Below are 20,908 nucleotides of genomic sequence, written 5' to 3' on the forward strand. Positions count from 1 at the left end.
CTTTATGCCAGCGGGTTGATGCCTTCGACCCGTAGCATGGCCAATAATGCAATCAGCGGCAGGCCAATCAGTGTATTTGGGTCGCGGCCTTCGAGTTGTTGAAATAACGCAATGCCTAATCCTTCACTTTTGAAGCTACCCGCACAGTTGAGCGGTTGTTCCCGTTCAACATAGGTAGCAATTTCACTGGCAGTTAATTCACGAAAATGGACATGGAAAGGCTCGCATAGGGTTTGTAATTGTCTGCTGCGGCTGTTGTAAAGCGCTAACCCAGTGTAGAAGGTCACCCGTTGACCGCTAGCATGGTGTAATTGTTTGCAGGCATTGTCGACGGTATGGGGTTTGCCGGTGATTTTGCCGTTGATAACGCAAACCTGATCAGAGCCGATAATCAGATGATCCGGGTAGCTCAAGGCCAAAGACTGCGCCTTTGCTGCGGCAAGACGTAATACCAGCGCTTCTGCATTTTCCCCCGCAAGCGGGGTTTCATCAGTCTGCGGGGCGGCACAAATAAAAGGCAGGTGCAATTTTTCCAGCAGTTGTTGGCGATATATTGAGGTTGAAGCCAGTAAGATGGGTTGCATTATTTTTTCCACAAACCATAGCGCAAAGAGGTCACACATTTTAAACTGTCTGCCGCTCTGGAAGCGAATATTGGTGAAAGGTGCCATTTTATGGCCTTTTTCTTTGACTCTAAGTCGTTACAAAGTTAATATGCGCGCCCTATGCAAAAGGTAAAATTACCCTTGACCATTGATGCGGTACGTACCGCTCAGAAGCGCCTGGATTATGCAGGTGTTTATACTCCTGAGCAGGTGACACGTATTGCCGATTCTGTGGTCAGTGTGGATTGTGATGTCGAAGTCGAGTTGTCGTTTAATATCGACAACCAACGTCTAGCGGTGATAACAGGGCATGCGGATGTCGCGGTAACGTTGATGTGCCAGCGCTGTGGTGTGCCGTTTGCACATCAGGTCCACACAACATATTGTTTTAGCCCGGTCGTCAATGATGAACAGGCTGAGGCATTACCGGAAGCGTACGAGCCGATCGAAGTTGACGAATTTGGTGAAGTCGATCTGCTGGCAATGATTGAAGATGAAATCATTCTTTCACTGCCTGTCGTTCCGTTACATGAATCTGAACACTGTGAAGTGTCCGAAGCGGACATGGTATTTGGCAAGCTGCCTGCAGAGGCGGAGAAACCTAATCCATTTGCCGTATTAGCCAGTTTAAAGCGTAAGTAATCAAGGAGTAAGGTCCATGGCCGTACAACAAAACAAACCAACCCGTTCCAAGCGTGGTATGCGTCGTTCACATGATGCCCTGACCACAACCACATTGTCTGTCGATGCGACTTCTGGCGAAACTCATCGTCGCCATCACATCACTGCCGACGGTTTCTACCGCGGTCGCAAGGTTATCGGCTAAGTAAGCGATATCTTGGCTCGTCTAACCCTGGCGTTAGATGCAATGGGCGGGGATTTCGGTCCCTGCGTTACGGTGCCTGCTTCACTGCAGGCACTGGCTTCTAATTTACAGCTTCATCTTCTTTTGGTCGGTGATCCCGACGCTATCTCTCCGTTACTCACCACCGTTGACCCGTTATTACTGAAGCGTTTGCAGGTTATTTCTGCCGAATCGGTGATTGCTGGTGATGCTAAACCGTCACAAGCGATCCGTGCCAGCCGTGGGACTTCGATGCGAGTTGCGCTGGAGCTGATTAACAGCGGAGATGCACAGGCTTGTGTCAGTGCGGGTAACACGGGTGCGTTGATGGGCTTGGCTAAATTATTGATCAAGCCGCTCGATGGTATTGAACGACCCGCTTTGATGACGGTGTTACCTAACCAGCAGCACGGTAAAACCGTGTTGTTGGATCTGGGAGCCAACGTGGAATGCGACAGTACCATGTTGGTGCAATTTGCCGTGATGGGTTCGGTGATGGCGGAGGCGGTATTGGGTATTGCGCAACCACGTGTTGCTTTGCTCAATATTGGTGAGGAAGAGACCAAAGGCCTGGATCATATCCGCAAAGCGGCAAGCGTGCTAAAAAGTACGCCAGCAATCAACTATATTGGTTACCTGGAAGGGAATGAATTGCTCACCGGTAAAACCGATGTCATGGTTTGCGATGGATTTGTCGGTAATGTCACCCTGAAAACCATGGAGGGCGTGATAAGAGTGTTATTGTCACTCTTAAAGTCATCCTCCGAAGGGGGGAAGACGTCATGGTGGTTGAAATTGTTAGGCCAATGGCTGCAAAGAAAGGTGGCAAAACGTTTCGGTCATCTGAACCCAGACCAGTATAATGGCGCATGTCTGTTAGGATTACGGGGAACTGTAATCAAGAGCCACGGTGCAGCGAATCAACGCGCATTTGCCGTTGCTATTGAGCAGGCGGCACAAGCGGTGCAGCGGCAAGTTCCAGACAGGATTGCTGCGCGCCTTGAAACTGTATTACCCAAGAGTGACTGATCGTACATGTATACTAAGATTCTCGGTACGGGGAGTTATCTCCCGGTACAAGTACGCACCAATGCCGATTTAGAAAAAATGGTGGATACCACTGACGAGTGGATTGTCACCCGTACTGGTATTCGTGAGCGTCGTATTGCTGCTCCAGACGAAACAGTGGCAACCATGAGTTTCCATGCCGCATCTAAGGCATTGGAAATGGCCGGTGTGGCTAAAGAAGATATCGGTTTGATCGTGGTGGCAACCACCAGTTCAAGCCATGCGTTCCCCAGTGCGGCTTGCCAAGTGCAGCAGTTATTGGGGATCCAGGATTGTGCAGCCTTCGATATTGCAGCCGCTTGTGCTGGTTTTACCTATGCGTTGAGTGTAGCCGATCAGTATGTGAAAAATGGTGCGGTGAAACATGCACTGGTGATCGGTTCTGATATGTTGTCACGGACACTCGACCCAGAAGATCGTGGCACCCTGATCCTGTTTGGTGATGGGGCGGGTGCGGTGGTATTGGGGCGCTCTGAAGAGCCGGGTATTATCTCTACTCATCTGCATGCGGATGGTCGCTATGGCAACCTGCTAACCTTACCGTATCATGATCGCCAGGACCCGGAAAAACCGGCCTATCTAACCATGGCGGGGAATGAAGTCTTTAAGGTCGCGGTGACGGAATTAGCGCATATTGTCGATGAAACACTGGCGGCTAACCAGCTTGAACGTAGTGAACTGGATTGGTTGGTTCCGCACCAGGCAAATCTACGTATTATCAGCGCGACGGCAAAAAAACTGGGCATGGGAATGGATAAGGTTGTGGTGACGCTTGATCGTCATGGCAATACGTCAGCGGCTTCCGTTCCTGCAGCGCTCGATGAAGCAGTACGTGACGGGCGGATACAACGTGGGCAACTGGTGTTGTTGGAAGCCTTCGGCGGCGGCTTTACCTGGGGTTCGGCGCTGGTTCGTTTTTGATTTGACAGGAAGATAGATATGTCGCAATTTGCTTTTGTTTTCCCAGGCCAAGGGTCACAAACCGTTGGTATGTTAGCTGATTTGGCTACGCAGTACCCCATTGTGGAACAGACGTTCAGTGAAGCTTCAGCCGCGTTGGGGTATGATCTATGGCAATTGGTGCAACAGGGCCCGGTGGAAGAGCTAAATAAAACCTGGCAGACACAGCCAGCGTTGTTGGCTGCCAGTGTGGCTATTTTCCGTGTCTGGCAACAGCAGGGCGGTAACATGCCTGCCATGATGGCCGGGCATAGCTTGGGTGAGTATTCAGCCCTGGTATGTGCTGGGGTGTTGGATTTTACCGCTGCTATCCGCTTGGTGGAGTTGCGTGGTAAGTTGATGCAGGAAGCGGTGCCTGAAGGTACTGGCGCCATGTATGCCATTATTGGCTTGGATAACGAATCTATTGCCAAAGCCTGTGAAGAGTTGGCTCAAGGGCAGGTGGTTTCACCGGTAAACTTCAATTCACCAGGTCAGGTGGTGATCGCTGGGGAGAAAGAGGCAGTAGAACGTGCAGGGGCAGCGTGTAAGGCTGCTGGTGCAAAACGTGCCTTACCACTTCCTGTGAGCGTTCCTTCCCACTGTGCATTGATGAAACCAGCGGCTGATAAACTGGCGGTAGCGTTACAAGCGGTGACGTTCAGTGCACCTCAGGTGCCCGTCGTCAATAACGTTGATGTGCGCATCGAGACTTCACCAGACGCTATTCGTAATGCGTTGGTGCGGCAGTTATATAACCCGGTACGCTGGACTGAAAGCGTACAATTTATGGCCGCAGATGGGGTAACTCTGCTGCTGGAAGTGGGTCCAGGTAAGGTGCTGACAGGGTTAACCAAACGCATTGTTGACACTCTGGCAGCCGCTGCGGTAAATGATACTGCCAGCCTGGCTGCAGCACTAGGCCAATAAAGAAAAGAGGAAAATGATGAGCTTCGAAGGAAAAATTGTTCTGGTTACGGGGGCAAGCCGTGGTATTGGGCGGGCCATTGCCGAATTATTTGTTGAGCGTGGCGCTAAAGTTATTGGCACTGCAACCAGCGAGAGTGGTGCTGAAGCGATCAGTAACTATTTGGGCAACAACGGCAAAGGGTATATGCTCAATGTTGTGGATGCACAATCTATCGACCATGTGTTGGCCTCAATTCGTGAAGAATTTGGCGAAATCGACATTTTAGTCAACAATGCCGGTATTACCCGTGATAATCTATTGATGCGCATGAAGGATGAAGAGTGGCAGGAGATTATTGACACTAATCTGACTTCAGTATTCCGTCTGTCAAAAGCGGTAATGCGCGCAATGATGAAAAAACGCTTTGGTCGTATTATTTCCATTGGTTCCGTTGTGGGGACGATGGGTAACGCTGGGCAAGCCAACTATGCGGCAGCCAAAGCGGGTTTGATAGGGTTTAGTAAATCTTTGGCACGTGAGATCGCTTCACGTGGTATTACGGTCAACGTCGTGGCGCCAGGTTTTATTGAAACAGACATGACGCGGGCATTGACAGAAGATCAACGTGCTGGCATTTTGACACAGGTTCCGGCTAGCCGACTTGGGGATGCTAAAGAGATCGCCAGCGCCGTTGCATTTTTAGCCTCTGACGAGGCGAGTTACATCACCGGTGAAACGTTACATGTCAATGGCGGCATGTACATGATTTAAAAAATGTGAAAACTATTTGCGTTATTTGCGGGAAAAACCGCAAAATAGCGTAAAATCATGGTTTGAGCAGCCGGGTTTTAGTTGCATCTTTTTTAACTTTTTATAAACTACGAAAACCATCGCGAAAGCGAGTTTTGATAGGAAATTTAAGAGTATGAGCACTATCGAAGAACGCGTTAAGAAAATCATTGTTGAGCAACTGGGTGTTAAGCAGGAAGAAGTTTTGAATAATGCTTCTTTTGTCGAAGACTTAGGTGCTGATTCTCTTGACACCGTTGAACTGGTAATGGCATTGGAAGAAGAATTCGACACTGAGATTCCAGACGAAGAAGCTGAGAAGATCACTACTGTTCAAGCTGCAATTGATTTTATCAACGCTAGCCAACAGTAAGCGAACATATCTAGGCGGTCACTCGACCGCCTAAGTTTTTTCAATTCCTAGTGTTATTTTTCCCTCCTTGGAGGACAAACGTGTCTAAGCGTCGAGTAGTTGTGACCGGACTGGGCATGTTGTCTCCTGTCGGCAATACGGTAGAGTCCACGTGGAGTGCTCTTCTTGCCGGTCAGAGTGGCATCAGCCTGATCGACCATTTCGATACTACTGCCTATGCAACGCGTTTTGCGGGCTTGGTAAAGAATTTTAATGCTGAAGATTTCATTTCGCGCAAAGATGCGCGGAAAATGGATATCTTCATTCAATACGGTATCGCTGCTGGCATACAAGCCATGCAAGATGCTGGGCTGGATATCAACGAAACAAATGCTGGCCGTATTGGTGCCGCTATTGGTTCTGGTATCGGTGGGCTAGGGTTGATTGAAGAAAACCATAGCGCACTGATGAATGGTGGCCCGCGCAAAATCAGCCCGTTCTTTGTACCGTCAACCATTGTGAACATGATCGCAGGTCATCTGACGATTATGTATGGTATGCGTGGCCCGAGTATTTCTATTGCCACTGCCTGTACATCAGGGGTGCATAACATAGGTCATGCTGCGCGTATCATTGCTTATAATGATGCCGATGTGATGTTGGCGGGTGGTGCAGAAAAGGCCAGTACGCCTTTGGGCGTGGGTGGCTTTGGTGCCGCGCGCGCACTATCTACGCGTAATGATAACCCTCAGGCAGCTAGCCGTCCTTGGGACAAAGACCGTGATGGTTTTGTTTTGGGTGATGGTGCAGGGATGTTGGTACTGGAAGAGTACGAGCATGCTAAGAAGCGTGGTGCCAAAATTTACGCAGAAATTGTCGGCTTTGGTATGAGCAGTGATGCTTATCATATGACATCGCCACCAGAAGATGGTGCCGGTGCAGCCTTGGCAATGGAAAATGCGTTAATTGATGCGGGTATAACTACTTCACAAATCGGTTATATCAACGCGCACGGTACCTCGACCCCTGCGGGTGATAAAGCAGAAGCGCAAGCAGTGAAATCGGTGTTTGGCAGTGATGCCAGCCGGGTATGGGTCAGTTCTACCAAATCGATGACCGGGCATCTTTTAGGTGCAGCAGGGGCGATTGAGTCGATCTTTACCGTATTAGCACTGCGTGATCAGGTTGTTCCTCCAACTATCAACCTGGATAACCCAGATGATGGTCTCGACCTGGACTTCGTGCCGCATGAAGCACGTCAAACCAAAGATCTGGAGTTTACACTCTGTAATTCCTTTGGTTTTGGTGGTACTAACGGTTCGTTGATTTTCCGTCGGATATAACGCCGGCTATCTGCCGTTGATAAGAAGCCTGGTTTGTTTTGTGACCGGGCTTTTTTTATGGTGCTGTTATAGTGTTGCAATGAACACAGCGGAGAGGAAATGACCATGTACTGGGTCAATGGACACCAACAGGATGCTCTGGCACTCAGCGACCGTGGCTTGCAATTTGGTGATGGTTGCTTCACAACGGCCAGGGTGGTTAATGGGGAAATTGACCTGTTACCGTGGCATCTTGAACGCATGCAACAGGCGGCGCAGCGCTTGCTGTTGCCAACCGTAGATTGGCGGGCATTAGAGTGTGAGATGCAGCATGCCGCAGAAGCCATTTCGCTGGGGGTGATCAAAGCGATATTGACCCGAGGCAGCGGGGGGCGGGGATATAGTCCGCACGGCTGTGGGCAGCCAACGCGCATTGTCTCTCGTAGCATCTATCCTGCACATTATTTACCATGGCGTGATCAGGGGATCACCTTGGAGTTGAGCTCGGTTCGTTTGGCTCGTAACCCGCAACTAGCCGGGTTGAAACATCTCAATCGCCTGGAGCAAGTGCTGATCCGTGCGCATCTGGACCGGGGGGCTGCCCAGGAAGCGCTGGTGCTTGACACCAGTGGCATACTGGTGGAATGCTGTGCGGCTAATTTATTCTGGCGTAAAGGGATGCGTGTCTTCACGCCGAATCTTGATCAGGCGGGTGTAGCCGGCGTGATGCGCCGTCGGCTAATCGAGCTGCTGGCGGAGAGTGAATACTCATTGCATGAAGTCAGTGAACCACTAGAGACGCTGGCCAGTGCTGATGAAGTTTTGGTATGCAATGCGTTAATGCCGTTGCTGCCAGTGAATGCAGCGCAAGCGTGGCATTATCGCTCACGCCAACTGTATGATTTTTTGCGACCATACTGCGAATGACGACGAATTAATGAATAGAAAAAGAAAACTTAGTATTGCCTTACTGATAGTGATTGTGGCGTTGTCGCTTCTCTATTGGTGCCATCAGCGGATTGAACATTTTGCTGATAAGCCGTTGAACATTGAGCAGGAGACACTGTTCAAACTCCCTGCTGGGACTGGGCGTGTGGGGCTGGAAGAGCTGCTGGTACGGGATAAACTGATCTATAGCGGCAGGTGGTTCCCTTGGCTGTTGCGTCTGGAGCCTGAATTGGCCGGGTTCAAAGCCGGGACTTACCGTTTTACGCCAGGTATGACGGTACGCCAAATGTTGAAATTGTTGGCCAGCGGTAAAGAAGCCCAACTCAGTGCACGTTTTATTGAGGGCTCACGTCTGCGTGATTGGCTACAGCAGTTGCAGGAAGCGAAATATGTCAAACAGACCCTGACCGGCAAGAGTGAAGCAGAACTGGTTTTGGCATTGGGTTTACCCGAAGGGAGCAGCCTGGAAGGGCGTTTCTACCCGGATACCTATCTCTATACCGCAGGCACCAGTGACTTGGCATTATTGAAGCGTGCTCATGCGCGGATGGACAAAATATTGCAGGAGGTTTGGCTCGCACGGGATGTCAGCCTGCTCTATAAAACCCCCGAGCAGTTATTGATCATGGCATCAATTGTTGAGAAAGAGACAGGGGTAGCTGAAGAACGCACCAAAGTCGCTTCAGTATTTATCAACCGCTTGCGTTTGGGGATGCGGTTGCAGACAGACCCGACGGTGATTTACGGCATGGGTGAGAGCTACACGGGTAATATCAGCCGTAAAGATCTGGAAACCGCAACGCCTTATAACACCTATGTGATTAGCGGATTGCCGCCAACACCGATAGCCATGCCGGGCCGGGCCTCACTGGAGGCGGCGGCCAACCCGGCAAAAACCGATTATCTTTATTTCGTTGCAGATGGTAATGGGGGGCATACCTTCACCACCAATCTAACCAGCCATAATCAGGCGGTGCGCACCTATCGCCAGGTGCAAAAGGAAAAGAATGAAAAGTAAATTTGTGGTGATTGAAGGGTTGGAAGGTGCAGGTAAAACCACGGCACGTAATACCATTGTTAGTGTACTGAATCAGCATGGTATCACTGATATTGTGTTTACCCGTGAACCCGGTGGTACCCCGCTGGCTGAGAAGTTGCGTGCGCTGTTTAAACATGGCACTGAGGGGGAGTTGCCCACCGTTAAGGCCGAAGTATTAATGCTCTATGCCGCACGTGTTCAACTGGTTGAAACGGTAATTAAGCCCGCGCTCGAGCGGGGGGCATGGGTGGTTGGCGATCGGCATGATCTTTCATCCCAGGCTTATCAGGGTGGGGGGCGAGGGATTGACCCGCAATTGATGACCACTCTGCGCGATACGGTGCTGGGTAATTTCCGGCCAGATTTAACGCTGTACCTTGACCTTCCGCCGTTGATCGGCTTGCAACGGGCAAGAACACGGGGTGAGTTGGACCGTATTGAGCAAGAGACATTGCCCTTTTTCGAACGTACTCGCGCACGTTATCTGGAATTAGCCGCCCAGGATCAGCGCATTATCACCGTAGATGCCGCACAATCGTTGGAGCAAGTGACGAGTGATATCCAACAGGTCCTTACGCACTGGCTGCAACAGCAGGAAGTGGCGTAATGGAATGGTACCCGTGGCTTAACGGTAGCTACCGCCATTTGGTGGGGCAATATAGTGCGGGGCGCGGTCACCATGCCTTGTTGCTACATGCTGCCCCAGGCAACGGTGATGCAGCGTTGCTATATGCGTTAAGCCGCTGGTTAATCTGCCAACAGCGCAATGGTGAAAAAAGTTGTGGTGAATGCCACAGTTGCCGTCTGATGCTGGCGGGGCATCATCCTGATTATCATGTACTGGCACCAGAAAAAGGTAAAAACAGTTTGGGGATAGAGCCCATTCGCCAGGTGATCGAGACTTTGTACTCCCATGCCCAGCAGGGGGGGGCAAAAGTGGTGTGGCTTCCCCAAGCTGAATTGCTGACCGAGGCGGCAGCCAATGCACTATTAAAAACGTTGGAAGAGCCGCCAGGCAAAACCTACTTTCTATTAGGCTGCCGCGATCCTTCACGCCTATTGGCGACACTACGCAGCCGCTGTTTCTACTGGCATCTTGCCAGCCCAGATGAACAGTTTAGCCTGCAGTGGTTGAACCGCCACGGGGAGGGGGATGCAACGCATCGTCTTACCGCTTTGCGCTTGAATGATGGTGCACCCATCGCCGCCGAACAGTTATTGGAACCTGAACGTTGGCAACAACGTGTGACATTATGCAGTACACTGGCGTCGTGCTTAATTCAGCGCGATATGTTGCTGCTATTAGCGGTACTTAATCATGATGACGTGGCGGAACGGTTACATTGGCTCTGTACATTGCTGGTGGATGCCATGAAATGGCAACAGGGTGCCGCGCATTATGTATTGAATCAGGACCAACTGCCGCTGGTACAGCAATTGGCCGAGCAGTTTAGTGCGTTCTCACTGCAAAAAACGCTGCAGTCCTGGCTCAATTGTCGTCATCAGTTACTGAATATTGTCGCGGTTAATCGTGAACTATTGTTAACAGAACAACTACTCGCTTGGGAGCAAGGGGCAGGCACCTGATATCATCGGATGAATGGCAAGTCGTCAGCAAAAGAAGTACCCAAGTTCAGTCAAGCTGCAGGTAGGCGGCAAACGAGTAAGTCCCCGGGAGCATAGCCTACTATGTGACCGGGGCGAGCGAGTGTAACCAACACCGCTGCTGCTTGAATGGCGACGGGTATAAAACGAATTTAACAGCTATCACGGCGGGCGCTAATCCTCCCGCTATTGTTATCCCCTTAATCACCTGGTTGTAAAAGAGCTTATTATTATGTTGTTAGTAGATTCCCACTGCCATCTTGATAGTCTTGATTTTGAAAATGTGCATCACAGCGTAGATGATGCCTTGCTCAAGGCCAAAATGCAGGATGTGGGTTTTGTTCTGGCGGTGGCCACGACGTTGCCCGGTTATCAGGCTATGGTGCAACAAATTGGTCAGCGTAAAGACGTTGCCTTCTCTTGTGGTGTCCATCCGCTGAATCTGGATGGTGGCTATGATTATGCCGAATTGCATACCCTGGCGACAGCAGCGCAGGTTGTCGCATTGGGTGAAACCGGGCTGGATTACTTCTATCAGCAGGACAATATACCGTTACAGCAGGAATCGTTTCGCCAGCATATCCGCATTGCCCGGCAACTCGGTAAACCGGTGATTGTACATACCCGTGATGCCCGTGAAGACACCTTGGCCATTTTGCGTGAAGAGAACGCGCAAGCATGTGGCGGGGTACTCCATTGTTTCACCGAGGATCTCCCTACCGCACAGGCGTTACTGGATCTGGGTTTCTATATTTCATTTTCTGGTATTGTCACTTTTCGCAATGCCGAATCATTACGTGAAGTTGCGCGCTATGTGCCACTGGACCGGATGTTGATAGAAACCGATTCCCCTTATTTGGCACCAGTACCTCATCGAGGTAAAGAAAACCAGCCAGCTTATGTACGTGATATCGCGGAGTATCTTGCTGTTTTGAAAGGAGTCAGCCTGGACCAACTGGCAGAAGCGACAACAGCCAATTTTTTACGTCTATTTCATATCGAACCCGGCACTCTAGCCTGATTATACCCCGTCACCGGTGAAGGGCTGAAACAAGCGCCCTTCATCCAAGTCACATCTCAGCAGCGACCCCTTCAGAGCCTGCATGGCAGTGGATAATTATTTTTTTTCAGCTCGTAATTAATCTCACTAATGAGGTATATTCCCCGCGGTTCTACGCAGGTGGGTGGCTTCTTTTTCATCGTCTATTACAAAAAATAGACAAATAATGAAAACAAAATGCTTCATTTATCGAAACGTGACACCCGTCAAACATTGTTTTGGGTATTTATTTTACCCTGCGTAAAAATTAAAGGGGTGCTCAGACACCCTTAAATACAGAGGTCTATATCCCCCTCTGTAACGCGAAGATTCGCAACCAGCAGCAAAGCACTATTACTCAGGAGTTCTTTCAACTATGTTCAAAAACGCATTTGCCAACCTACAAAAAGTAGGTAAATCGCTAATGCTACCGGTTTCCGTATTGCCTATTGCAGGTATCCTGCTTGGCGTCGGTTCCGCTAACTTTAGCTGGCTGCCTATGGTGGTCTCCCATGTGATGGCGGAGGCGGGCGGCTCTGTATTCGCTAATATGCCACTGATTTTTGCCATCGGTGTTGCTTTGGGTTTCACCAATAACGATGGTGTTTCTGCATTGGCTGCCGTGGTGGCCTACGGCATTATGGTCAAAACCATGGCTGTGGTTGCGCCGTTGGTGCTGCACCTTCCACCAGAAGAAATTGCCGCTAAACACTTGGCAGATACCGGTGTGCTCGGGGGGATTATTTCCGGTGCCATTGCTGCCTACATGTTCAACCGCTTTTTCCGCATTCAATTGCCAGAATATCTGGGCTTCTTTGCCGGTAAGCGTTTTGTGCCGATTATTTCCGGGCTGGCTGCCATTTTTACCGGTGTGGTCCTGTCCTTTATTTGGCCTCCTATCGGTACCGCTATCCAAACCTTTTCACAATGGGCCGCTTATCAGAACCCGGTAGTGGCTTTTGGTATCTACGGTGTTGTTGAGCGTGCGCTGGTACCATTTGGTCTGCACCATATCTGGAACGTGCCATTCCAGATGCAGATTGGTGAATACACCAATGCAGCGGGCCAAGTGTTCCATGGCGATATTCCACGCTATATGGCGGGTGACCCAACGGCAGGTATGTTATCAGGTGGGTTCCTGTTCAAAATGTATGGTCTGCCTGCTGCGGCAATTGCCATTTGGCACTCTGCCAAGCCTGAGAACAGGGCTAAAGTCGGCGGTATCATGATCTCCGCAGCACTGACCTCGTTTCTGACCGGTATTACTGAGCCGATCGAGTTCTCTTTCATGTTTGTTGCGCCGATCCTCTATGTTATCCATGCGCTCCTGGCTGGCTTGGCATTCCCCATCTGTATTCTGTTGGGTATGCGTGACGGTACCAGTTTCTCACACGGGTTGATTGACTTTATCGTACTTAGCGGTAATAGCAGTAAAATCTGGTTATTCCCGATCGTCGGTATTATCTATGGCTTGGTGTACTACACAATTTTCCGTGTGTTGATCACCAAACTGAATCTGAAAACACCGGGTCGTGAAGATAACAGCGCGGAATCTTCGGCTCAGAGTGGCACAGAAATGTCTGCTGCCTTGGTTAAGGCGTTCGGTGGTAAAGAGAATATTACCAACCTGGATGCTTGTATCACTCGTCTGCGCGTCAGTGTGGCGGACATCGGCAAAGTTGACCAGGCGGGTCTGAAAAAACTGGGTGCGGCGGGTGTCGTGGTGGCCGGTTCCGGTGTTCAGGCCATCTTTGGTACCAAATCTGATAACCTGAAAACTGATATGGATGAATATATCCGTAACAGCTGATTTAGGCAGGTGAGTTGATCAAGGGGGCGAAAGCCCCTTTTTTTATCTGATTTTTTGCATAATTCCGCATCATTCAACATGGAGAGTGCGTAATCAGGTTGAAAGCAGTAGAATTTTTCACTCATACTGCATAAGTCTTTTACGCTGAACAAGGAGAACCCAATGGCTGAAGAAACGATTTTCAGTAAAATTATCCGCCGTGAAATTCCTGCTGATGTGGTTTATCAGGACGAGTTGGTCACAGCATTTCGTGATATTTCTCCACAAGCACCGACCCATATCCTGATTGTGCCCAACATCCTGATCCCAACGGTGAATGATGTTACCGTGGAGCATGAAGCCGCGTTGGGGCGGATGATTACCGTTGCGGCTAAAATTGCTGCACAAGAGGGGATTGCTGATGATGGCTATCGTCTGATTATCAATTGCAATCGCCATGGGGGGCAGGAGGTTTATCACATCCACATGCATCTCGTTGGTGGGCGCGTGTTAGGCCCAATGTTGTCACGTTAAGGCAAATCCGATTTACTGATAATAGGTTCCGCTGGAGAAAGGTAATGAAAAAGTATCTATTGGTGGCGTTTGCCGCGTTGGTGTTAACCGGTTGTCCGTCACATCCACCAGAACCTGTTGCGCCACCGGTGACGGTTGTCCCTGAGCCGCAACCCGAGCCTGAACCTGTGCCGCCGCCTCCTGAGCCCGTACCCCAACCACCAAAGATACAACAACTTGATTGGCCAGGTAGCTTGCAGCCGCTGATTGATCAGATGCTGAAAGTGGAAGGTGTCACACCTGGCAGTGTGTTGTTGTTGGACACGGTTAAAAACAGTACCAATGGGTCATTACAGATAACCCAGGCGACTTCGGCGTTGTATCAAGCGTTAGCCTCTAACCAAGTCTTTGCGTTGGTGCCAGAAGCACAGTTGACCAGTGCTAAACAGACATTAGGTCTGTCAGCAGAAGATAGCTTGGGCTTACGTAGCAAAGCGATAGGCTTGGCGCGTATGGTTAATGCGCAATATGTGCTGTATAGCGACGTGAGTGGTGATGTGAACGCTCCCCAGTTGGAGATGCAATTGATGCTGGTGCAAACCGGTGAAATTATCTGGTCAGGTAATAGTGACGTCAAACAGTGAGGCCCAGCTACGGCAATTACTCAAGACCTGGAAGCCGGGGCTAAAGAGTACCGGTTGTAATTTCATACCGGTACAAGGGCTGACAGGTGAAAGCTGGCGTATTGAAAGTGACCATCTGCACCTATTGGCTCGCCAACAAACAGCAGAAAAGCGCGCGTTGGGGGTGAGCTGCCGGCGTGAGGCGGCGGTGTTAAACCGAGTAGGGCAAGGCATTGGGCCAAAGGTGTTGTTGCGGCAGGCTAATTGGCTGATTGTCGAATGGCTTGAAGGTGACAGCCTGGATATAACCACTTTTGCTGCCTTGAACCGCAGTGGTGAGTTGCCAAGGCTGGTTGCCGGGTTACATCAGCGCAAATGCAGCGGTTACCCACTGGCGTTACAGCAGCAGTTGGCCCGCTATTGGCAGCAGGTTGACCGTCAACGTTTGACGCCCACCTGGTCGCACTGGCAGCGTTATTTTATGCAACATAAGATGCCAAGACCACTGATGTTGGCCCCGCTGCATATGGATATCCATGCTGGCAATCTGCTCCGGCAAGGGGAGCGGTTAAGGCTGATCGATTGGGAATATGCCGCGGATGGTGATATCGCCCTGGAACTGGCGGCACTGTTTCGCTTTAATCAATTTTCACCCGCTGCCCAACAGCAATTTTTAAGTCACTATATCCAGCAGGGTTACACCGATTTGCCGCAGCTAACAAGGCAGATACAGCGTTGGTTACCTTGGGTGGATTACCTGATGTTGATGTGGTTTGAAGTGCGGTGGAACCAGTGTCGTGACCCGGCATTTTTGCTTTGGGGAGCGGAATTATATCAACGGTTCTGTTTAGCATCATCAAATCATCCATAGATATACAAGTGAGGTGGCCGTGGGCCCAGTAATGCTAGATGTGGTCGGCTATGAGCTGGATGCAGAAGAACGCGAGATTTTAAAACATCCATTGGTAGGTGGCTTGATCCTGTTTACCCGCAATTTCCACGATGTGGAGCAACTTGGTGAATTGGTGCGCCAGATCCGCGCTGCTTCCCATAGCCGGTTGGTGGTGGCGGTGGATCAGGAAGGGGGGCGGGTACAACGTTTCCATCAAGGTTTTACCCGTTTGCCCGCAGCACAATCCTTTGCTGCGTTAAATGATCGTCCAGAAGGTGAGCGTTTAGCTCGGGAAGCCGGTTGGCTGATGGCATCGGAAATGATTGCCCAGGATATTGATATCAGTTTTGCACCGGTGCTGGATATTGGTCACGTCAGTACGGCAATTGGTGAGCGCTCTTTCCATAGCGATCCTCCACTGGCATTGGCGATGGCCGAGAAATTTATTCAGGGAATGCACAGTGCAGGTATGAGAACCACCGGCAAGCATTTTCCAGGGCATGGTGCGGTCAGTGCGGACTCGCATAAAGAGACCCCGCGGGATCCGCGTCCATTGGCGGAAATCCGTGGGCGTGATATGACTATATTCCGTGAATTGATCCAACGTGGTTTACTGGATGCCATCATGCCTGCTCATGTCATCTATACTGAAGCAGACCCGCGTCCAGCCAGTGGTTCGCCCTATTGGTTGAAACAGATTTTGCGTCAAGAGTTGGCGTTTGACGGTATTATTTTCTCTGACGATTTATCGATGGCAGGGGCAGCCATTATGGGCAGCTATGCCGAGCGTGGGCAGGCGGCGTTAGATGCGGGTTGTGACATGATTTTGGTGTGCAATAATCGCCAAGGGGCGGTCAGCGTGTTGGATAACTTGTCGCCGCTCAAAGTGGATAAGTTACAGCGGTTATATCATCGTGGGCAGTTTACCCGCCAGGAGCTAAGAAACTCCGAACGCTGGCAACAGGCGCATAAGGCGCTAAGTAATTTGAGTGAACGCTGGGAAGAGCACAAGCGTTTAATAGGGTGATGTGCCGTCAGACGGCGTTAATGATGGGGGCGGAGATCTTGGTCCCTGCTTGTTGTGAGGTTTCAGATGATTATCTATTTGCATGGCTTTGATTCTACCAGTCCCGGCAATCATGAAAAGATTATGCAGTTACAGTTCATCGATCCGGATGTCAATTTTATCAGTTATAGCACTTTGCATCCGCGCCATGATATGCAGCATTTATTGAAAGAGGTGGATAAAGCGGTTAATCAAGGGGGAGACAGCAACCCATTGATTTGTGGTGTCGGATTAGGGGGTTTTTGGGCTGAGCGGGTTGGTTTCTTGTGCGGGATACGTCAGGTGATATTTAACCCCAATCTGTATCCAGAAGAGCATATGCAAGGCAAGATTGATCGCCCCGAAGAGTATCGTGACATTGTCACTAAATGTATCGAGGACTTTCGCGAGAAGAACCGTGATCGTTGCTTGGTGATGCTTTCTCGCCATGATGAAGTGTTGGATAACCAACGTAGTGCTGAATTACTGCATAAATATTATGAAATTGTCTGGGATGAGCAGCAGACACATAAGTTCAAAAACATCTCCCCCCATTTGCAACGCATTAAGGCCTTCAAGACGTTGCCTTAATCAACACATGCAATATGTCCCGATAAGCCACGATGAGGTGGATGAGGGACAAATCTGCTGGCGCTCTGATGTTATCCTCCTGATTCCCTCTTTACCCTGATATTACGATGAGTCTTCATCGCTTGCGGGCGTCGGTTTTTGCCTGTTCATCATGGCGCTAGCAAGATAATCCCCAGTCGGTTTGACGGCTAATTCATTGAGTTGAAATCGTAAAAAATCACCCTGTCTATTGTTTGTTCATTGAAACTTGATGTATGTCAATTTCTGGTATGACCAAATAACCTGTCGTGTTATTCTTAACCTAGATGATTGCATTGATTTAAGTGAACGTACTGTATTCTAAGAAGATTATTTTTAACGCTTAGAGAACAATTGGTTCACATTTTGGAGGTTATTTTGACAACACCAAGCAAGAAAATTGTTATTGTTGGGGGCGGCGCGGGTGGATTAGAACTCGCCACCAGTCTGGGACACAAACTGGGCCGTAAGAACAAAGCGGAGATCACGCTGGTTGATCGCAATCATAGTCATTTATGGAAACCGTTGTTGCATGAAGTGGCTACCGGTTCTCTGGATGACGGTGTGGATGCATTGAGTTATTTAGCCCATGCGCGTAACCATTACTTCAACTTCCAACTCGGTGCTCTGGTCAATATTGACCGCGAGAATAAGACGTTACAGTTGGAGCAAATTTGCGATGAACACGGTGAAGAACTGGTTCCGGCACGTGAATTACATTACGACATTTTGGTGATGGCATTAGGCAGCACCTCGAACGACTTTGGTACGCCAGGGGTGAAAGATCATTGCATCTTCCTGGATAATCCGCATCAGGCACACCGTTTTCATAATGAGATGTTAAACCTGTTCCTTAAGTTTTCAGCCAAACCCGGGGATAAAGCTCGGGTTAATATTGCCATTGTCGGCGGTGGGGCTACCGGCGTTGAACTCTCTGCGGAGTTACATAATGCGGTTAAACAGCTTCATAGCTATGGCTTTGAAGGGATCGATAGTAGCGCATTGAATGTCACGCTGGTGGAGGCGGGTGAACGTATTCTCCCTGCGTTACCTGCGCGCATTTCCAGTGCAGCGCATCAAGAGTTGAGCAAACTTGGGGTGCGAGTATTGACCAATACCATGGTGACTTGCGCTGATGAGAAGGGCTTGAGCACCAAAGGTGGCGAATTTATCAATGCCGACCTGATGGTTTGGGCGGCGGGTATCAAAGCACCTGATTTTATGAAAGAGATTGCGGGTCTGGAAACCAACCGTATTAACCAACTGCTGGTTGAACCCACCTTACAGACCACACGCGACCCCCATATTTTTGCTATTGGCGATTGTGCCTCCTGCCCTCAACCGGGTGGTGGCTTTGTTCCACCGCGTGCCCAGTCTGCACACCAGATGGCGTCGCGCTGCTATACCAATATTTTGGCGCAGTTGAATAATCAACCACTGAAACCTTATGTCTATAAGGACCACGGGTCATTGGTATCTCTTTCCCGTTTTAGTACTGTGGGCAGCCTGATGGGGAATCTGATGCGCGGCTCAATGATGATTGAGGGTCGCATTGCACGGGTGGTCTATATTTCACTTTATCGCATGCATCAGGTGGCGTTACATGGTTACACTAAAACCGGTTTGATGATGCTGGTGGGGGGGATTAATCGGGTGATTCGACCAAGGCTGAAAATGCACTGAGTTACCCATCGGCATGCACGCTGTCGGCGTTATCCCCGACAGCGTACAGACTCAAAAATCACTTTATTATCCCTCAAGCCACGTAGATTGACTGCGTGGCTTGGCGGTTATTGCAACTCATACTTCTTGATTTTGCGATATAAGGTCGCGATGCCAATACCCAACTTTTCTGCCACCAGCTTTTTATTGGAATACTGGCTAAGCGCTTCCTCAATCATCAGTTTTTCCATATTCTCCAGACCCAGCGTGTCACTATTCTCACAGGTTTCAATCACTTCATGAACCGATGAGGGGCGTGGGTGCTCCACGTGCTGACCACGGGTGATATTAGGCGGTAACAAATAAGTGTCTATGATCTCACCACTGGGGACCACGTTAACCAGATACTCAATCAAGTTACTGAGTTCACGCACGTTACCTGGCCAGCGATATTGCTGTAACAGCTTGAGCACTTCAGGGGCGATGCCTGGATAGCTAATACCAATCCTTTTGGTATGTAAACTGAGGAAATAATGCGCCAGTAATTCGATGTCGCCTTCCCGTTCACGCAGCGGCGGTAGGGTGAGTGGAATAACATTCAAACGGTAATAGAGGTCTTCGCGGAATTTCCCTTCGGCAATAAACTGCTCAAGATTTTGATTGGTAGCAGAAATAATGCGGATATCCACGGGAATCGGCTTACTGGAACCAATGGGCAAAACTTCGCGGGATTCAACCGTGCGTAGCAACTTTGCCTGTAACATTAATGGCATATCGCCAATTTCATCTAAAAAAAGTGTGCCATGATTAGCCGCCTGGATTAACCCCACTTTTCCATTGGTGGATGCGCCGGTAAATGCCCCTTTCAAATAACCAAACAGTTCACTTTCCAGGAGTTGCTCTGGAATGGCGGCACAGTTAATGGCAATAAAAGGCTTGTCGCTACGATGACTTAACCGGTGTATCGCCCGGGCGACTACTTCTTTACCGGTGCCGCTTTCGCCAACAATCAATACGCTTGACGGGCTGGGCGCGATACGGGTAAGCAGGTTTTTCAGTAAACGCATGGGTTTACTTTCACCCGCTAGATGTTCAATGCGCGGGTCTACATCACCGACTCTTTCATTAAAAGAGGAATGTGACTGGTGGAACGCCATCAAGAATAATTGGTGGTCTTGAATCTGATGTAACTGACCAATCATAATCTCCTGTTTATCATCGAAAGAGATGATGTGTTGTAAATGCCCACTGGTATAATTTTGTCGGAAGGTAAGGGCGCGGATATCGAGAGTTTTTCCTATAAAGTTTTCTTTGGCCAGATTAAACTGCTTCAATGCCATTGAGTTGGCAAATTTAATCTGACTTTTCTCATCGAGAATTAACACTCCTTGGTCCATATTTTCAATCAGGCTGAAGAGCACCTTATTTAACCCATTGCTACTATTTTGCGACTCCAGCAGATTGGAAACGAAAACGTTGGATATATTTCTTACGTAATCGGAAAATTCCTGCAAGTTGTCCCGCAACCGCTGTTGCTGCTCCAGATTGAAGGCCACCAGGCTGATCACGCCGATACAAGCGCCTTGGAAGATGATGGGGATGCCGAGAAATGCCTTTTCCTGACACTCATCTTTATTACTACACCCATCACAGACTGGGTCAAACTTTGAGCGAGTGACGATTTTTTCTTTTTTTGTCTCAATAACATAACTTAGCAGTCTCGAGTTGCTGCCAAGTTTCATACCAAAATGTTTTCCATAGGGACCGGTACCAGCCACCCGAACCAGGTTGTCGTCGACAATTTCAACCTCTAGCAGCAGTACACTGGAGAGCATTTTCGTAAAGCGTAAAATTGTCGGCTGGATCTGCATAAGTGCAGACTGGACATTGGTGGGTTCTATCATTACGCCTCTCTCTCGCTTTTTTCATCATTGAAAAAAACAATAGTACACTACAGACCCGTGTAATTTGATAGCTATCCAGATAAGTCTGAGACAGAAAATAGATTATGTAGTTAGCATCACATTTCATTATCAAAATGATAATTCTTGATTGTCTCTATCATTTTGGTTGCGATATCAGTGGATAAAATTATAACCAATGCCCAGATCTGCTTCTTATAATCACCTTCGGTGCTCAGTCTTTATGAAAAACAATCGGTAAATATCATCGTAAATTGCATTTTTTTGTGATGATAATCACGTTAACCCCTGATTAGGTTTTATTTCTGACAGCTTTGAGTCTCTTGGCATGCTTATTGAAAGCATTTTAACAGAGGCAGTAAAAGCGTATTTGTCATTAGTAGGATATAGACC

22 protein-coding genes are annotated in these 20,908 nt (G+C 49.2%); 20 read left to right on the top strand and 2 right to left on the bottom strand.

Features of this window, described 5'->3' with window-relative positions; translation table 11 throughout:
* Positions 1-2: 2 nt before the first annotated feature.
* A complete protein-coding gene (locus tag AC2A06_RS16380; protein ID WP_484380974.1) occupies positions 3-584 on the bottom strand; it encodes a Maf family protein in 582 nt (193 codons plus the stop codon).
* 141 nt (positions 585-725) lie between these two features.
* Here AC2A06_RS16380 and yceD point away from each other — a divergent pair, with 141 nt between their 5' ends.
* The 20 genes from yceD to AC2A06_RS16480 all read left to right on the top strand — a co-directional run bounded on the left by yceD (position 726) and on the right by AC2A06_RS16480 (position 18,614).
* Complete coding sequence (gene yceD / locus AC2A06_RS16385) at positions 726-1,247, top strand: 23S rRNA accumulation protein YceD (protein WP_484380975.1); 522 nt, start codon at positions 726-728, stop codon at positions 1,245-1,247.
* 16 nt (positions 1,248-1,263) lie between these two features.
* A complete protein-coding gene (gene rpmF, locus AC2A06_RS16390; protein WP_004943042.1) occupies positions 1,264-1,431 on the top strand; it encodes a 50S ribosomal protein L32 in 168 nt (55 codons plus the stop codon).
* 12 nt (positions 1,432-1,443) lie between these two features.
* The gene (gene plsX / locus AC2A06_RS16395) at positions 1,444-2,478 is read left to right on the top strand and encodes a phosphate acyltransferase PlsX (RefSeq protein ID WP_484380976.1); all 1,035 of its coding nucleotides are present in this window, start codon (positions 1,444-1,446) and stop codon (positions 2,476-2,478) included.
* 6 nt (positions 2,479-2,484) lie between these two features.
* The gene (locus tag AC2A06_RS16400) at positions 2,485-3,438 is read left to right on the top strand and encodes a beta-ketoacyl-ACP synthase III (protein WP_484380977.1); all 954 of its coding nucleotides are present in this window, start codon (positions 2,485-2,487) and stop codon (positions 3,436-3,438) included.
* 18 nt (positions 3,439-3,456) lie between these two features.
* Entirely contained in the window at positions 3,457-4,386 is a 930-nt protein-coding gene (fabD, locus tag AC2A06_RS16405; protein WP_484380978.1) for an ACP S-malonyltransferase, read from the top strand.
* A 16-nt stretch (positions 4,387-4,402) separates the two neighbouring features.
* On the top strand, positions 4,403-5,137 hold the full coding sequence (fabG, locus tag AC2A06_RS16410; RefSeq protein WP_023492218.1) for a 3-oxoacyl-ACP reductase FabG: 735 nt from the start codon (positions 4,403-4,405) through the stop codon (positions 5,135-5,137).
* A gap of 154 nt (positions 5,138-5,291) precedes the next feature.
* Positions 5,292-5,528 carry an acyl carrier protein gene (acpP, locus tag AC2A06_RS16415; protein ID WP_004719003.1) on the top strand — a complete coding sequence of 79 codons (237 nt, stop codon included), beginning with the start codon at positions 5,292-5,294 and terminating at the stop codon, positions 5,526-5,528.
* Between the two features lie 80 nt (positions 5,529-5,608).
* Positions 5,609-6,850: a beta-ketoacyl-ACP synthase II gene (fabF, locus tag AC2A06_RS16420; protein ID WP_023492220.1), complete on the top strand. Its 1,242-nt coding sequence runs from the start codon at positions 5,609-5,611 to the stop codon at positions 6,848-6,850.
* Between the two features lie 105 nt (positions 6,851-6,955).
* Positions 6,956-7,756 (top strand): aminodeoxychorismate lyase, encoded by an 801-nt coding sequence (pabC, locus tag AC2A06_RS16425; protein WP_484380979.1) that lies wholly within the window; start codon positions 6,956-6,958, stop codon positions 7,754-7,756.
* A 10-nt stretch (positions 7,757-7,766) separates the two neighbouring features.
* Positions 7,767-8,795, top strand: a complete 1,029-nt coding sequence (gene mltG / locus AC2A06_RS16430; protein WP_484380980.1) for an endolytic transglycosylase MltG — start codon at positions 7,767-7,769, stop codon at positions 8,793-8,795.
* The gene (tmk, locus tag AC2A06_RS16435) at positions 8,785-9,423 is read left to right on the top strand and encodes a dTMP kinase (RefSeq protein ID WP_484380981.1); all 639 of its coding nucleotides are present in this window, start codon (positions 8,785-8,787) and stop codon (positions 9,421-9,423) included. The genes mltG and tmk overlap by 11 nt, the downstream gene beginning before the upstream one ends.
* Positions 9,423-10,403: a DNA polymerase III subunit delta' gene (gene holB / locus AC2A06_RS16440; protein ID WP_484380982.1), complete on the top strand. Its 981-nt coding sequence runs from the start codon at positions 9,423-9,425 to the stop codon at positions 10,401-10,403. The genes tmk and holB overlap by 1 nt, the downstream gene beginning before the upstream one ends.
* Before the next feature lie 250 nt (positions 10,404-10,653).
* On the top strand, positions 10,654-11,442 hold the full coding sequence (locus tag AC2A06_RS16445) for a metal-dependent hydrolase (RefSeq protein ID WP_023492228.1): 789 nt from the start codon (positions 10,654-10,656) through the stop codon (positions 11,440-11,442).
* Between the two features lie 394 nt (positions 11,443-11,836).
* Complete coding sequence (ptsG, locus tag AC2A06_RS16450; protein WP_023492229.1) at positions 11,837-13,270, top strand: PTS glucose transporter subunit IIBC; 1,434 nt, start codon at positions 11,837-11,839, stop codon at positions 13,268-13,270.
* 162 nt (positions 13,271-13,432) lie between these two features.
* On the top strand, positions 13,433-13,783 hold the full coding sequence (hinT, locus tag AC2A06_RS16455; protein ID WP_023492230.1) for a purine nucleoside phosphoramidase: 351 nt from the start codon (positions 13,433-13,435) through the stop codon (positions 13,781-13,783).
* 44 nt (positions 13,784-13,827) lie between these two features.
* Positions 13,828-14,406: a penicillin-binding protein activator LpoB gene (lpoB, locus tag AC2A06_RS16460; RefSeq protein WP_023492231.1), complete on the top strand. Its 579-nt coding sequence runs from the start codon at positions 13,828-13,830 to the stop codon at positions 14,404-14,406.
* Complete coding sequence (locus tag AC2A06_RS16465; RefSeq protein WP_484380987.1) at positions 14,387-15,256, top strand: phosphotransferase; 870 nt, start codon at positions 14,387-14,389, stop codon at positions 15,254-15,256. The genes lpoB and AC2A06_RS16465 overlap by 20 nt, the downstream gene beginning before the upstream one ends.
* A 19-nt stretch (positions 15,257-15,275) precedes the next feature.
* Complete coding sequence (gene nagZ, locus AC2A06_RS16470) at positions 15,276-16,304, top strand: beta-N-acetylhexosaminidase (protein ID WP_473197599.1); 1,029 nt, start codon at positions 15,276-15,278, stop codon at positions 16,302-16,304.
* 66 nt (positions 16,305-16,370) lie between these two features.
* Positions 16,371-16,913: an alpha/beta hydrolase YcfP gene (gene ycfP, locus AC2A06_RS16475; protein ID WP_023492237.1), complete on the top strand. Its 543-nt coding sequence runs from the start codon at positions 16,371-16,373 to the stop codon at positions 16,911-16,913.
* Positions 16,914-17,309: 396 nt separating this feature from the next.
* Positions 17,310-18,614, top strand: coding sequence for an NAD(P)/FAD-dependent oxidoreductase (locus AC2A06_RS16480; protein WP_484380983.1), 1,305 nt, complete (start codon positions 17,310-17,312; stop codon positions 18,612-18,614).
* A gap of 107 nt (positions 18,615-18,721) precedes the next feature.
* Here AC2A06_RS16480 and AC2A06_RS16485 read toward each other — a convergent pair whose 3' ends face one another.
* Complete coding sequence (locus AC2A06_RS16485) at positions 18,722-20,497, bottom strand: sigma 54-interacting transcriptional regulator (RefSeq protein WP_484380984.1); 1,776 nt, start codon at positions 20,495-20,497, stop codon at positions 18,722-18,724.
* Positions 20,498-20,908 lie beyond the last annotated feature (411 nt).

It is taken from the genome of Serratia sp. HNCC26DJ244 (assembly GCF_057180565.1).

What these genes read in the sequence shown, in the direction of transcription:
- AC2A06_RS16380 (WP_484380974.1), bottom strand. Translation starts at nt 584, where the DNA reads ATGCAACCCATCTTACTGGCTTCAACCTCAATATATCGCCAACAACTG.
- yceD (WP_484380975.1), top strand. Translation starts at nt 726, where the DNA reads ATGCAAAAGGTAAAATTACCCTTGACCATTGATGCGGTACGTACCGCT.
- rpmF (WP_004943042.1), top strand. Translation starts at nt 1,264, where the DNA reads ATGGCCGTACAACAAAACAAACCAACCCGTTCCAAGCGTGGTATGCGT.
- AC2A06_RS16400 (WP_484380977.1), top strand. Translation starts at nt 2,485, where the DNA reads ATGTATACTAAGATTCTCGGTACGGGGAGTTATCTCCCGGTACAAGTA.
- fabD (WP_484380978.1), top strand. Translation starts at nt 3,457, where the DNA reads ATGTCGCAATTTGCTTTTGTTTTCCCAGGCCAAGGGTCACAAACCGTT.
- fabG (WP_023492218.1), top strand. Translation starts at nt 4,403, where the DNA reads ATGAGCTTCGAAGGAAAAATTGTTCTGGTTACGGGGGCAAGCCGTGGT.
- acpP (WP_004719003.1), top strand. Translation starts at nt 5,292, where the DNA reads ATGAGCACTATCGAAGAACGCGTTAAGAAAATCATTGTTGAGCAACTG.
- pabC (WP_484380979.1), top strand. Translation starts at nt 6,956, where the DNA reads ATGTACTGGGTCAATGGACACCAACAGGATGCTCTGGCACTCAGCGAC.
- mltG (WP_484380980.1), top strand. Translation starts at nt 7,767, where the DNA reads ATGAATAGAAAAAGAAAACTTAGTATTGCCTTACTGATAGTGATTGTG.
- tmk (WP_484380981.1), top strand. Translation starts at nt 8,785, where the DNA reads ATGAAAAGTAAATTTGTGGTGATTGAAGGGTTGGAAGGTGCAGGTAAA.
- holB (WP_484380982.1), top strand. Translation starts at nt 9,423, where the DNA reads ATGGAATGGTACCCGTGGCTTAACGGTAGCTACCGCCATTTGGTGGGG.
- AC2A06_RS16445 (WP_023492228.1), top strand. Translation starts at nt 10,654, where the DNA reads ATGTTGTTAGTAGATTCCCACTGCCATCTTGATAGTCTTGATTTTGAA.
- ptsG (WP_023492229.1), top strand. Translation starts at nt 11,837, where the DNA reads ATGTTCAAAAACGCATTTGCCAACCTACAAAAAGTAGGTAAATCGCTA.
- hinT (WP_023492230.1), top strand. Translation starts at nt 13,433, where the DNA reads ATGGCTGAAGAAACGATTTTCAGTAAAATTATCCGCCGTGAAATTCCT.
- lpoB (WP_023492231.1), top strand. Translation starts at nt 13,828, where the DNA reads ATGAAAAAGTATCTATTGGTGGCGTTTGCCGCGTTGGTGTTAACCGGT.
- ycfP (WP_023492237.1), top strand. Translation starts at nt 16,371, where the DNA reads ATGATTATCTATTTGCATGGCTTTGATTCTACCAGTCCCGGCAATCAT.
- AC2A06_RS16485 (WP_484380984.1), bottom strand. Translation starts at nt 20,497, where the DNA reads ATGATAGAACCCACCAATGTCCAGTCTGCACTTATGCAGATCCAGCCG.